This window comes from Rhizobium aouanii, assembly GCF_037002925.1.
In the GTDB taxonomy this organism is placed as follows: Bacteria; Pseudomonadota; Alphaproteobacteria; order Rhizobiales; family Rhizobiaceae; genus Rhizobium; species Rhizobium aouanii.
This window is the reverse complement of sequence record NZ_JBAMYD010000010.1, coordinates 100332-113832: the sequence shown is the minus strand read 5'-3', so window position 1 is coordinate 113832 and position 13501 is coordinate 100332. Positions and strand designations below refer to the sequence as shown.

Here is a 13501-nt window from a genome sequence, read left to right as displayed (position 1 = left end):
ATCTAAATTAGCCAGCGAGATTGCGAAGGTTTTTAGTGCTTGATCAAGCGCGGCAGTTTTTCGATAGCGATATCCTTGAGCCGATGTTTTCGCATTCGGGATACTGAAGAAGAATTTCGCCGGCCTACTCAGCTTATCGTCTTTTCAATCTGCGAGACCGCCCAATCCACCTGCTCTCTTGATATGACCAGTGGCGGAGCGAGGCGGATCGTGTGGTCGTGGGTGTCCTTGGCGAGAAGGCCGCGCTCTTTCAGCGCATGGCAATATTGCCGTGCGCCGCCGGCTTCGGGTTCCAGCTCGACGGCTATCATCAGGCCGCGACCGCGCACGTCCCTGACGATGTTCGAGCGGATCGATCTCAAGCCTTCGAGGAAATAGTCGCCCATAACAGCGGCGTTCTCTATCATGCCCTCTTCCGTCAGCACCTTGAGTGCTGCGCGCGCCACCGCGCAGGCGAGCGGATTGCCGCCGAAGGTCGAGCCGTGCTGGCCGGGCTTCAGCACGCCCAGAACTTCGGAATTCGAGAGCACGGCCGACACGGGGTAGAAGCCGCCGGAGAGCGCCTTGCCGATCAGCGTCACATCGGCCTCGATGCCTTCATGTTCCTCGGCCAGCAGCTTGCCGGTGCGGCCAAGCCCGGTCTGGATCTCGTCGAGGATCAGGGTGACGTTGTTTGTAGTGCAGAGCTCGCGGATACGGGTGAAATAACCGGCCGGCGGAATGATGACGCCGGCTTCGCCCTGGATCGGCTCGATGAGGGCGGCCACCGTATTGGCATTGATCGCGGTCTCGAAAGCTTCGGCATCGCCGAAGGGAATGATACGGAAGCCCGAGGTGTAGGGGCCGAAGCCGGTGCGGGCGTCGGGATCTGTGGAGAAACTGATGATGCTCAGCGTCCGGCCATGAAAATTATCGGCGCAGACGATGATCTCCGCCTTTCCCTCCGGCACGCCCTTGACCTCGTATCCCCATTTGCGGACTGCCTTAATAGCAGTCTCCACCGCTTCGGCGCCGGAATTCATCGGCAGGATCTTGTGCGATCCGGTGAGAGCCGCGAGCTCTTCGTAGAGATAGGCGAGCTGGTCGTTGCGGAAGGCGCGGGAGGTGAGCGTCAGCCTGCCCGCCTGCTCGACCATGGCGGCGAGGATCTTCGGGTGACAATGGCCCTGGTTGACGGCGGAATAGGCCGAGAGGCAATCGAGATAACGGTTGCCGTCGGTATCCCAGACATGAACACCTTCGCCGCGCGTCAGCACCACGTCGAGCGGCTTGTAGTTATGGGCGCCGAGCCGCTGTTCCGTGGCGATCAGTTTTTCCGAAGTGTTCATGGCCGTTCTCCCTCTATGCGTTTTATGTGGCGCGTGCCCTCTATGCGGCGCGTGTTGGACGATCGAAGATGCGGCGGCCGAAGAGGCTTGCCGTCAGCTCCACCAGGATGCGGGCGCTCTTGCCGCGATCGTCGAGAAACGGATTGAGTTCGACGAGATCGAGTGACGAGACGAGGCCGCTGTCCGAAAGCATTTCCATCACCAGATGCGCCTCGCGGAAAGTCGCACCGCCAGGCACCGTCGTGCCGACGCCGGGGGCAATCTCGGGATCGAGGAAATCGAGGTCGAGGCTGACATGCAGCAGGCCGTTCGCCTTGGTGACGACATCGAGGATCTCACGCATGATGGCGCCGATGCCCTGCTCGTCGATCGCGCGCATATCGAAGACGTTGACGCCGTGTTCGTGGATTTCCTCGCGCTCGCGCGCATCGACCGAACGGATGCCGACCTGGAAGACATTCTTCGGATCGACGAACGGACGGTCCTTCGGCAGGATCTCGGCGAACTCCGCCTCACCGCAGAAGAAGGCGACCGGCATGCCGTGGATGTTGCCGGAGGGCGACGTCGCCGGAGAGTTGAAATCGGCATGGGCATCAAGCCAGAGCACGAAGAGCGGGCGGTCTTTGCTCGCGGCATACCGCGCCATGCCGGAGACGCTGCCCATGGAAAGGCTGTGATCGCCGCCGAGAATGAGCGGGAAACGGCCGGATGCGGCGACGTCGTGGACGCTGCTTTCGAGGGCGCGCGTGAAGGCGCCGACGATCCTCAGATTGTGGGCCTTCGGGTGGTTCGGCAGATCCATCGCCGGCACGATCCTGAGATCGCCGATATCGGCGACGTCATGGCCAAGCTCGATCAGCGTCTGGTCGACGCCGGCAATGCGCAGGGCCGCAGGGCCCATGGCAGCCCCTCTGCGGCCGGAGCCTTCTTCCAGCGGCGCGCCGATGAGGGTGACAGATCGCGATTGCGCATTCATTTTAGAGGGCTCCGTGTTGAGGCCTGTTTCGGCCGATAGTGGGATAAAGGGCTGGCGGCAAAAAGATGGAAAAGTGTCAGAAATGGACTATGATTGCGCAGATTGATAAACCACTTTTGACAAAGTGATCAGCGTGGACGATCTCGACACCGAACTTCTGAGCGCACTTCGCCATAACGCCCGGATTTCCGTCTCCTCACTTGCGGCGATGACCGGCGCATCGCGGGCAACGGTTGCCACCCGTATCGACCGGCTCGTCGCCAGCGGCACCATCGTCGGCTTCACCATCCGCACCGGCCATGAGACGCGCTCCGCCGGCGTGCGCGCCATCGTGATGATCGAGGTGCTCGGCAAGCTCGCCGACAGGGTGGCCGATCAGTTGAGGGGCCTGCCGCAGGTGCGCGCGCTTCACAGCACCAACGGCAAATGGGATTTCGTCGCCGAACTCGAGGACCGCGACCTCGCCTCCTTCGACGAGACGCTACGTCGCATCCGGCTGATCAACGGCATCAATTCGACCGAAACCAATATTCTTCTCAAGACGAGCAAGACAGGCTTTTGAGCCGGCCTAGTATTCGCGTTCATAGACGATGCCCGCCTCACCGGCGCCGTTACCGCCGGCGGCCCCCCGCAGCTTGACGCCGCGGCCGACATCGAGATTGATGATTGCCTTGGCGCCGGCCGAGCCACCCTGTTGCAGTTCGAAATAGGTACGGTCATTGAGGTAGCGGCCGACGTTGACGCTCGTCTGGCCCTTCTCGTCGGTGCTGACGTCGAAATCGTCGACGCCGAGCTGGTTGCGCAGGCCTTCGAACAGCGATGTGGAGCGGTTGCCGGCCAGTTGGCTGACGGCGTCGGCGAGCTGGGCGATCTGCACCGGCGAGAGCTTCGACATCGACTGGCCGAAGATCAGTTGCGCCAGCACTTCGTCTTGCGGCAGCTGGGGCGAGGAGGAAAATGTGATCGAGGGGTCGGTGGCAAGACCTGCTACATCGACCGTCAGGGTCGTCGTGCCGGAGGTGGAAGTCGCCTCCATATCGAGCGCCGGCGTCAGATCGCCGGCAAAGGTGATCCTGCTCTTGTCGGAGAAATTCAGTCGGCGGTTCAGAATGGTCAGCCGGCCGCGGCGCATCGTAAAGCCGCCAGTGACGATGGGTGCTGCCGCCGTTCCGCGGATCGTCACGCGGCCGCCGAGCTCGGCATCGATTCCGCGGCCGCGCACGAAGATTTGCGAGGGTGCATCGATTTCGAGGTCGAGCGTGATAACCGAGGACTTCTCGCCCGGCTTTCGCTCGCCGTCATCCCGCAGCTGCGCAAGCACCGCGCGGGGTGCATTCTTATGCCGGATGTCGATTTGGCTGAGCGAGGTCGGCAATTTTTCCGGGACGCTGATCGAGGTCTTGTCCAGCCGGAGTCTGCCGCTCAGCGTCGCGTTCATGATCGGCCCGCGCAGGGCCACTGTCCCATTGACAGTCGAGACAACAAGCGTTCCGTCGACATAGACCGCTTTATCGAGCTTGATCGAAATGTCGGCGGGAAAACCACCGGCCGGCTGGATGCCGATGGTGCCGCTTGCCGAAATCGTGCCGCCGCCGCCAAGATTGCCGCTGAGGCGCGATATGACCGCCTGGTTGCCATTGAAGGTGACGGTCGCCGTCAGATTATTGACGGCCAGATTGCGCCGGACGTCGACCAGCTTCGCGCCATTGGTCGAAACGGTGCCGTTGATGACGGGTGCTGCGGCCGTTCCGCCGATCTGAAGGTTGACGGTGGCGACGCCGTCCGCGACAAAGCCCTGTTGCGCAAGCGGGGCGCCGAGCACGGCGAAGGGAAGATTGCCTGTGAAGCGCATGTCGATGGCGCGAGCGCCGGTGATGACGACGCTGCCACCGCCCTTCAGCGACATGCCGGCGTCACCGGCAAAGCTGGTAGCGACCGTCAGCCTATTTTCGGCAAGTTTGCCTGATGCGCCGATGGTGAACGGCGAAAGGCCGGCACCTTTTGTCTGGCTCGTCGCTGCGTTCTTCCAGTCGACCTTAAAGTCGACGGAGGGCGCCGACAGCCCGCCGGTGGCCTTTGCGGTTGCCGAGACTGCGCCTTCGGCGGCAAGGCCGGGAACGAAGCCGTTGGCGATGCCGGCCGGAACATTGGTGGCGTTCGCCGTGACGTCGACCGAGCGGATCGAGGTGCCCGCGATGGCAAGATTGCCGGCTGCTTTCAGCGCAATACCGCCACTGCCAGTCAGGTTCGCATCGAAATCCAGCCTGTCACCGGCATATTTTCCCGTTGCCGCCAGCGCGAGGCGGGCTAGGCCGGCAGCCTTGGTGTGGCTGGTCGCGGCGTCCTTCCAGTCCAGCTTGAAATCGACGATCGGATTTGCCGGCGTTCCCGACGTCACAGCGTTTGCCGAAAGCGTGCCTTCGGCGCCGAGGCCGGGAACGAAGGCGTTTGCGATATTTGCCGGCAGCGCCGGGATATCGGCATTGATCGAAAGGTCCCGGATGGCCGTTCCCGCGATCCTGACACCGCCCTTCGCCTTGGCCAACACGCCGTCCTTGCCGACGAGATTGGCATCGAAATCGACCCTGTCATTGACGAACTTGCCGGAAGCCGCAGCACTCAGGCCCGAAAGGCCGCTGCTCTTGGTCTGGGCGGTCGCGGCGTTCTTCCAGTCGAGCTTGAAATCGACCGCCGGCTTTGGAAGCGCGCCGGAAGCCGATGCCGTTCCCGAGACGGTGCCTTCGGCGGCAAGACCGGGGACGAAGCCGTTGGCGAGGGCTGCCGGCAGGTTGGCAAGATCGGCCTTGACGTCAAGGTTGCGAACCGACGTGCCTGAAATCGCGACGTTGCCGGCGGCCCTCAGCGAGAGGCCGCCCTGGCCGGCGAGATTGGTATCGAAATCGAGTCGGTTGTCGGCAAAGCGTCCCGATGCGGCAAGTGCCAGGCCTGAGAGATGAGCGCTTCGGGTCTGGCTGGTCGCAGCATCGGTCCAGTCGAGCTTGAAGTCGGCTTTGGGTGCGGCGGCCGTCCCGGCGGCGGACATGGTACCGGAAATCGTGCCGCCGGCCGCCAGATCGGGAACGAAGGCATTTGCCAGACTGGCGGGAAGCTTGGCGATCTCGGCATCGACCTTGATGCTGTCGATCGTCTTTCCGGCCAATGCGACATTGCCGGTGGCTTTCAGCGAGAGCTCTTTGTCGCCGCTGACTGCCGCGTTGAAATCAAGCTTGTTTTCGGCAAATTTTCCCGATGCGGTCACGCCGAGTGCTGCAAGGCCGGCACGTTTCGTGTGGCTTACCGCAGCGTCTTTCCAATTGAGATCGAAATCTGCAGTCGGGGCAGAGAGGGATCCGCTGGCCGCAATCTTTCCCGAGATCGTGCCTTCGGCGGCGAGATCGGCGACGAAGCCGTTTGCGATGGTTGCCGGAACATTGGCCAGCGCCGCATCGACCTTGACGGTGTCGATGGTCGTGCCTTTCACGGCGACATTGCCGTTTGCGTTCAGCGACAGGTTATCGGCGCCATTGATCGCTGTGTCGAAATCGAGCTTGTTTTCGGCGAATTTTCCCGACGCGCTCACGCCGAGGGCTGCAAGGCCGGCGCGTTTCGTGTGGCTCGTCGCGGCATCCTTCCAATTGAGATCGAAATTGGCGTTCGGGGCGGAAAGAGTGCCGGTGGCCGCGATCCTTCCTGAGATCGCGCCTTCGGCGGCTAGATCGGGAACGAAGCTGTTTGCGATATTCGCCGGAACATTGGCCAGTGCGGCGTCGACCGTGACGTGACCGATCGTCGTGCCTGTCACGGCGACATTGCCGTTTGCCTTCAGCGAGAGGCTGTTGGCGCCGCCGATCGCAGTGTCGAAATCGAGCCTGCTATCGGCGAATTTGCCGGATGCCTTGACCGCGAGATCCGCAAGGCCCGCACGCTTCGTCTGGCTCGTCGCAGCATTTTTCCAATTGAGATCGAAATTGGCGGTTGGGGCGTCAAGGGAGCCGGAGGCCGAGACCTTTCCGGTAATCGTGCCTTCGGCGGCAAGATCGGGAACGAAGCCGTTGGCGATGCGGGCAGGCAGGTCGAGAATATCGGCGTTGATATCAAGCACCGGTGCCTTCGAGTCGGCGAGCACGACATTGCCGGCGGCCTTCAGCGACAAGCCGTCATTGCTGCCGACCGTCGCGTCGAAATCAAGTTTCTGGTCGGCGAATTTGCCACCGGCGGTAATGCCGAGCGGCGCCAGGCCGGCGCCCTTGGTCTGCCCGGTCGTCGCATCCTTCCAGTCGAGCTTGAAGTCGGCGACGGGTGCTGCCGGCGTTCCCGTCACGGCAATGGTTCCGGAGATCGCGCCGCCGGCTGACAGGTTCGGCACGAAACCGTTGGCGAGCGTTGCCGGCAGCTCGCGGATCTCGGCATCAAGCTTCAGCGTTTCGCCGGCGGAACCGGTGACCGTCACCGAGCCGGTGCCGGTCTTCAGCGTCACCCCGTTCAGATTGGCGGCACCGCCGCCGATGGCGACCTGCGTCGGTGCGGCAAGCTCGATCGGGATATTGCGGGGGCTTGCCGAGAAGCGTTCGAGGTTCAGGTGCATCGTGCCGCCCGCCGCCTCGATATTGCCGGCCGCCAGCACGGGATTGCCGTCATAGGCAGCATCGAGATCGAAATCGGTATGGTTCTGCTGCTTGGTAAAATCGAGCGAAAGGCCGGCGAGCCGGTTCGTTCCGGCACTCACCTCCTCGGCCTTGACCGTGCCGTTTGCCGCAAGGGCTTTAAGATCGCTGACCGTGACATCGATATCAGGCTTGACGATCGCAAGCGTATCACGGCGGATCGAGCCGCCGGTCGCAAGCAGCTTGAGCGCAATCCTGCCGCCATCGCTGCTGACGCCGAGCGACCCTTTGAGATCGCCTTCGGCCTTCTGTCCGCCGAGGGCGGCGAGCAGGCCGATATTGGGGAAATCGAAGGTCAGCGCGCCTGTCGGCTCAAGGGAGGGCGATAATTCCACATTGCCGGTCAGCCGGTTGCCGCCGATATCGGCGGTCAGCGCCGGAATGCTCGTCTTGCCGCTCTGCGAACTTATGTCACCGTTGATGCTGATCGGCTGGCCGTCGATCGTGCCGGTGGCGGCGATCCTGCCCTGGGGCGCCTTGGGATCGGCAAGACCCGACAGGTCGATATTGAGGTTGCCGAGCACGCGGTCGGCCATTTCAAGACTGGGCGCCTTGAGATTGGCCGTCACGGAAATTGCCGGGAGCTCACCCCCCACTCTCAACGCATAACCTGCCCCACCGCTGGCGCCGGGGATGAGCTTGCCGATGTCAGGCAGCCGGCCGGAGAGATCGGCGTTCAACATCCCATCGTCGAGCGCGACATTGCCGGCGGCTTCGAGCGTGCCCGATTTCAGGACGAGGTTGGACAGCGCGAATTTTGACGGGATGGTGCCGACTACCTGGCTTTCGAGCGAGATCGGTCCGTCGAACCTGCCTGTTGCCGCCACCGGCAGGGCTGCCGGGTTGATGGTGAGCTTGAGGTTGCCGGTCAGTGCTTTGTCTGTCTGCCGATAGGAGCCGTTGAGGCCGCCGTTGATATTGGCGCTTTCGACGGTGGTGCCGTTGAAGCCGATGCTATCGGGCGAGATCTGCAAGGGCGAGGCGATCGTGACTGGGCCTTGGACGGCGCGATTGAGGTTCGGGTCGGCAAAGGTCGCGTCGCCGGCAACGAGGCGCAACTGAACGCTGCCGGAACGGGCGGCAAGGTTGAAGGCATCGCTCTTTGCCGTCAGCTTGATGTTGCCGATATTGGCCTGCGGAAGGGTTGCGGTGTCGAGCGAGCCGCTGACATTCAGTCTGGCGGCCTGCGCATCGCCGGTGAGCGCCAGGTTGAGGCCCGATATGAGGAAGCGCGCTTCGCCATCGGCGAGCGGCCAGCGGAAATCGACTGGTCCCGAGGTTCCGAGCAGATTGGCGTTCAGGCTATTGTTGCCGGCCGGATCGAGGGTGCCCGAGGCGGCGATGACGACGCTGCCGGTGGCGATATTGCCGGTCTGGATATCGATCTTGCCGCGATCGTCGAAGGTGGTGGCAAGATCGATATTGGTCTGGCCGGCAAAAAGCGGCCGGAATGCCGATGGAAGCAGCGAACTCAGGTCACCGCCGCCCTTGAGGTCGAGGTGATGCAGCCCGTCTGCCGTGATCTGATGCCGGGTCTCGATTGCGGCGCGCTGCTGCCCGTCGAGGGCGGCCTGCACTTTGCCTTTCCAATCGGATATAGGCCCCTGGCCGTCGAGATCGATGTTGACGGCCGGGCTGTCCGGGAGGCCGAGAAAGCCCGCCAGCAGCCCGCCCTTCGGCTCGGAAAGCTGCGCCTTCAGCCGCAGCCGGTTTTCGGCCGGCGCAAAGGCGATATCGGCGGCAAGCCGCGCATCCGGAACCGCGTGACGGCTGACATTGACGATAGCCTCGCCGCCTTCGCCGTTCGCCGAAAGGCTGCCTTCGGCGGCGAGCGCAAAGGCGCGGCCGGCAAAGGGTGCGGCCAGCTTGATATCGGGCAGCGCGATGCGGTCTATGTCGACCTTAATCGGAAGGCTGAAGCCGCCGGCATTCTCAGCTGCGGGCCGCGAGGGCAGGGTGCGCACCGGCTTGCGCAGCACGTTGATTGCTTGGATCTCGAAGTGTTTGGCGTGGAAGGTTCCGGTCAGCAGCGCCAGCGGGTTCCAGTCGATCGCGACGCCATGAATTTCCGCAAAGACGCCCCTGGTGTCGGAGAGGGAGATCTCGGCGGCGCGAAGCCCGCCGGTCAAAAGGCCTTGCGGTTCGCGAACTTCGATCGTCATGTCGCGGTTGGACAGCGTGGAGGCTATCCTTTCGGTGACGATGCGGGCGCCAAAACTGGTGAAGCCGAAGATTGCCAATGCTACGACGGCGAGAATCAAGATAGCGCCGACGGCATAGCCGGTGAGCCTTACGATCCAGTTGACGATTTTTGTCAGCGTTTGCATCGGCGCGGACACTACCCCGTTTTCATGACGGCTCACAAATCGGAAAACACGAGCGGAATCGGCAATCCTAGAAGGATTGGCCGATGCCGGCGTAGATTCCGTAATCTGTGCCATCTTCGTACTTGTTTAGCGGCACGGCAAAATCAAGCCGCAGCGGGCCGAAAGGCGTTGCATATCGTATTCCGGCACCGGCACCGGCGCGGATATCGGAAAAGCCCGGAAAGGTGCTGTCCGATACGGTGCCGACATCGATGAAGGGCACGATGCCGATGGTATCGGTGATCTTGATGCGGGCCTCCAGCGAACCGGTCACATAGGAGCGGCCGCCGGTGGGATCGCCATTGTCGTTATAGGGCGAGATTTCCTGATAGCTGTATCCGCGCACGGAGCCGCCGCCGCCGGCAAAGAAGCGCTGCGTGGCGGGAATATCCCCTATGCTGTCGCCGCCGATCAGGACGCCGGCTGCAACCTTGCCGGCAAGCACCAAGCCGTCTTCCTGGCCGAACGGCAGATAGCCGGAGATCGAGCCCTCGAATGCCGCGTAGGGCGTAGCGTTGAAGATTTCGTAGCCAGGCGTCGCCGAGAGCGTCGCGCGGTAGCCCTCCGTCGGATTGAACTTGTCGTCGCGTGCGTCGCGATCATATTGGATCGGCAGAGTGAAGGTCAGGTAGTCGTTCTCGCCGAAGGCGTCTTCGTCGCGCTCCCAGCTGACCTCGCCGCTCGCCGAGACCGTGTCCCGGTCGGTCAATTCGTAGGAAAGGCCAAGCGAGGCGGTGACGAGTGTCGCGTTATAGGCATCCGGATTTTCGGTCTTGGCGACGATGCCGGCCTTCAGTGTGGCGGCGGGAAAGAAGGCGCCGGGCTTGGTGAAGAGGATGCCGGCGGAATAGTCGAGGCTGCCGACATCCGTCGTTTCGCCAAGCCTGGAGACCGATCCCTCGATTCTCAGCGTTTCAGCTTCGCCAAATAGGTTGCGGTGGCCCCAATAGCCCTGAACGCCGAAGCCGTCGGTGGTGGAATATTGCGCGCCGACGCCGAAGTAGCGCCTCTTGCCCTCGGAAACTTCGATCGTCATCGGCAACGTGCCGTCAGGCGCCAATGCATCGCCTTCGTGAATGGTGACGCTCGAAAAAACGCCGAGGGTGCGAAGGCGCTCGCCGGCTTTCTTCAGCGTTTCCGGGGAGTAGGCTTCGCCCTTGTTCAGCCGGGAATAACGCTGGATGAAAGCCGGCTTGACGGTCCTTTCGCCGGTGACGCCGACATCGCCGATCGGAGCGACGGGGCCGCCCTCGGCAGCAAGGACGATATCGACGGTATCGCTGCTGTGATCGGCGACAACCTTGCGTTCGGTCAACTTGGCGAAAGGCCGGCCTTCGCTTTTCAATTGTTCGACTATTCTGTCGCCGGCCTTGATGATGGCGAGCGAGCCGGCCTGTGCGCCGGGCGCCAGATCGTAATCGGCGGGATTATGGTTTGCGGCATCGCCGCCGAACTGGACCTCCCTGACCTTGAAAACGGGGCCTGGCGCAATGTCGACGGTGACGGGGATCGGCCCTGACCGGTCGAATGTCGGATTGGGCGGGAGGTCGTCGATATTCTTGCCGTCGATGGTGATCGTCACCAGGCCGCCATAACGGGCCTTTTCATAAAGAGTGGCGATCAGCCGCTCTCGATCGTCGCGCGCCTTGACGACGATGCCGAGATCGCCGGAAACCGGGAGCTTTTGGTCGCTGAGGAGACGGGAACTGTTTTCCAGCGCTTCTTTGAGGTCGGGATCGGCGGTATCGGACTTGAGGTCGACCTGATAGCGCACCGGATCGGGCACCTGTTCGCCTTCATCTTCCTCTTTGCCGAAAATGGTGATGCCGAAAAGCTTGAAGGCGTAAGCGTCGCCGATCAGGACCGGTGAGAACGCAGCTGCCGCTGCGACCACCATCATGGTGCCTGTTCGCCGATACGCAGTACCTGTTTTCGGACTTGTCCCTCTAATCCGCATCCGCCGCTTTTGGTTACGCCTACGATGAAGCTTCGTTGCCCAGCCGTGAACAGCTTAGCGACAAAATCGCGCGGGGTGTACCATTTTAAATTGCCAACGCACTAATTTAGCACAAAAAATCCCGGAACTGTGTCCGGGATTTCCTGAATCTACTTGTTTCTGAACGTTCTCAGCGCGGGCAGGTATCGATGTATCGGCGGCCGTAGCGGTCGCGATAGTAGCACTGGCCAGGCTGTTCGGCGACGCTGCCGATGAGGGCCCCGGACACACCGCCGATAGCGGCGCCGACTGCCGCGCCACGAACATTGCCGGTGACTGCGCCGCCGATGACGGCGCCGGATGCAGCACCGATGCCGGCGCCCTGCTGCGTCGGCGTGCAGCTTGCGATCGACAGGCCGACCAATGCGAGTATGACAGCTTTCTTCATTTTTTCTCTCCGAGGTTGTTGCCCAGCGGGCAAAGGCCGTCCCTTTTATTTTTTGTCAGGCTAGACCGAAAACTATGTCGGAAGAAAGGGTTGTCCACTGCTGTGCTGATTTTTTTGCGATGGGCTGTCGTCGTCTTTCGCGCCGTCCGCAAACTTTGCTGCCTTCTGCGGCATTAATTTCGTTGATCGCGGCTCGCATATTTTTTATCTGGAATCATTCAAAAATCTGGGCCTTTTGCCGCAGTTGATGTTAAAGCAAAGGGTAAGCATTGACGTGCGGACGTTCAGTCATCAAGAACATTCGCGCGATACTGGAGCATATGATGGATTTCGAAGCGTTTTTCAAAAACGAGCTGGACGGGCTTCATACCGAAGGCCGTTACCGCGTTTTTGCCGATCTCGAGCGTCACCGCGGCAATTTTCCCCGCGCGACGCGTTACACCGCGGATGGCCAAAAGGAAGTCACGGTCTGGTGCTCCAACGACTATCTCGGCATGGGCCAGCATCCCAAGGTGATCGAGGCGATGAAGAACGCCATCGACCACTGTGGCGCGGGTGCGGGAGGCACCCGGAATATTTCTGGCACCAACCACCATCACGTCATGCTCGAGCGTGAGCTTGCCGACCTGCACGGCAAGGAAGCAGCGCTGATCTTCACGTCGGGCTATGTTTCCAACTGGGCAGCCCTCGGCACGCTCGGCGCCAAGATCCCCGGCCTCATCATCTTTTCCGACGCGCTGAACCATGCCTCGATGATCGAGGGCATCCGCTACGCCAAGTGCGACAAGGTGATCTGGAAGCACAATGACGTGGCCGATCTCGAAGCCAAGCTCAAGGCCGCCGATCCGAAGGCGCCGAAGCTGATCGCTTTCGAGAGCGTCTATTCGATGGATGGCGATATCGCCCCGATCAAGCAGATCTGCGACCTCGCCGAGAAATACGGCGCGATGACCTATCTCGACGAAGTGCATGGTGTCGGCATGTATGGCCCGCGCGGCGGCGGCATTGCCGAGCGCGAAGGGCTGATGGACCGGCTGACGGTGATCGAAGGCACGCTCGGCAAGGCTTTCGGGGTGATGGGCGGCTATATCGCCGCTTCGACGGCGCTTTGCGATTTCATCCGCTCGTTTGCCTCCGGCTTCATCTTCACGACGGCGCTGCCGCCGGCACTGGCCGCCGGCGCCGTCGCCTCGATCCAGCACCTGAAGGTCAGCCAGTTCGAGCGCGCCCGCCATCAGGACCGTGTCCGCAAGCTGAGAGCACTGCTCGACCAACGCGGCATTCCCCATATGCCCAATCCGAGCCATATCGTGCCGGTGCTGGTCGGCGATGCGGCCAAGTGCAAGTGGATCTCCGACCTGCTGCTCGACAACTGCGGCGTCTATGTCCAGCCGATCAACTATCCCACAGTGCCGAAGAAGACCGAGCGCCTGCGCATCACGCCGACGCCGCTGCATTCCGATGCCGATATCGCCCATCTCGTCGAGGCCTTGCATTCGCTCTGGTCGCGTTGCGCGCTCGCAAGGCACGTCGCCTGATTTTTCGATGATCACTCGGTTCGAACCGTAATCGGGGCCTCCACCGGAGGCTCTGACAGTGATCGGTCTTGCTCCCGCAAGACGCTGCAACAAACCTTCCTTGCTCGTCCAGGATCATCCGCTCTGCGCTTGGTCTTAGCACCGATGACACATCGCAATCGGCCTGACCGATGCGGATGGATCTTTCCCCTGTGCTTGCCTCCTGCCGCAACTGTGTTGCCGATCCGAATCTTGTGGCCGCGTGA

Annotated in this window: 7 protein-coding genes; 2 read left to right on the top strand and 5 right to left on the bottom strand. The window is 62.0% G+C overall.

Translation table 11 applies throughout. The features are described 5' to 3' along the window. Positions 1–128: 128 nt before the first annotated feature. Entirely contained in the window at positions 129–1328 is a 1200-nt protein-coding gene (gene rocD / locus V8P77_RS18665; protein WP_335913738.1) for an ornithine--oxo-acid transaminase, read from the bottom strand. Between the two features lie 40 nt (positions 1329–1368). Further along, positions 1369–2304, bottom strand: coding sequence for an arginase (gene rocF, locus V8P77_RS18660; protein WP_025396247.1), 936 nt, complete (start codon positions 2302–2304; stop codon positions 1369–1371). Between the two features lie 124 nt (positions 2305–2428). Between rocF and V8P77_RS18655 the strand changes: the two genes are divergently transcribed. Next, positions 2429–2866 (top strand): Lrp/AsnC family transcriptional regulator, encoded by a 438-nt coding sequence (locus tag V8P77_RS18655; RefSeq protein ID WP_025396246.1) that lies wholly within the window; start codon positions 2429–2431, stop codon positions 2864–2866. A gap of 6 nt (positions 2867–2872) precedes the next feature. Here V8P77_RS18655 and V8P77_RS18650 read toward each other — a convergent pair whose 3' ends face one another. From V8P77_RS18650 to V8P77_RS18640, 3 genes are all read right to left on the bottom strand, one after another. Next, positions 2873–9295 (bottom strand): translocation/assembly module TamB domain-containing protein, encoded by a 6423-nt coding sequence (locus V8P77_RS18650; protein ID WP_335913737.1) that lies wholly within the window; start codon positions 9293–9295, stop codon positions 2873–2875. A 67-nt stretch (positions 9296–9362) separates the two neighbouring features. Next, positions 9363–11291, bottom strand: coding sequence for an autotransporter assembly complex protein TamA (locus tag V8P77_RS18645; protein ID WP_025396244.1), 1929 nt, complete (start codon positions 11289–11291; stop codon positions 9363–9365). A 169-nt stretch (positions 11292–11460) separates the two neighbouring features. Next, positions 11461–11718 (bottom strand): YMGG-like glycine zipper-containing protein, encoded by a 258-nt coding sequence (locus tag V8P77_RS18640; RefSeq protein ID WP_025396243.1) that lies wholly within the window; start codon positions 11716–11718, stop codon positions 11461–11463. 323 nt (positions 11719–12041) lie between these two features. Here V8P77_RS18640 and hemA point away from each other — a divergent pair, with 323 nt between their 5' ends. Beyond that, positions 12042–13256 carry a 5-aminolevulinate synthase gene (hemA, locus tag V8P77_RS18635; RefSeq protein ID WP_025396242.1) on the top strand — a complete coding sequence of 405 codons (1215 nt, stop codon included), beginning with the start codon at positions 12042–12044 and terminating at the stop codon, positions 13254–13256. Positions 13257–13501: the final 245 nt, after the last annotated feature.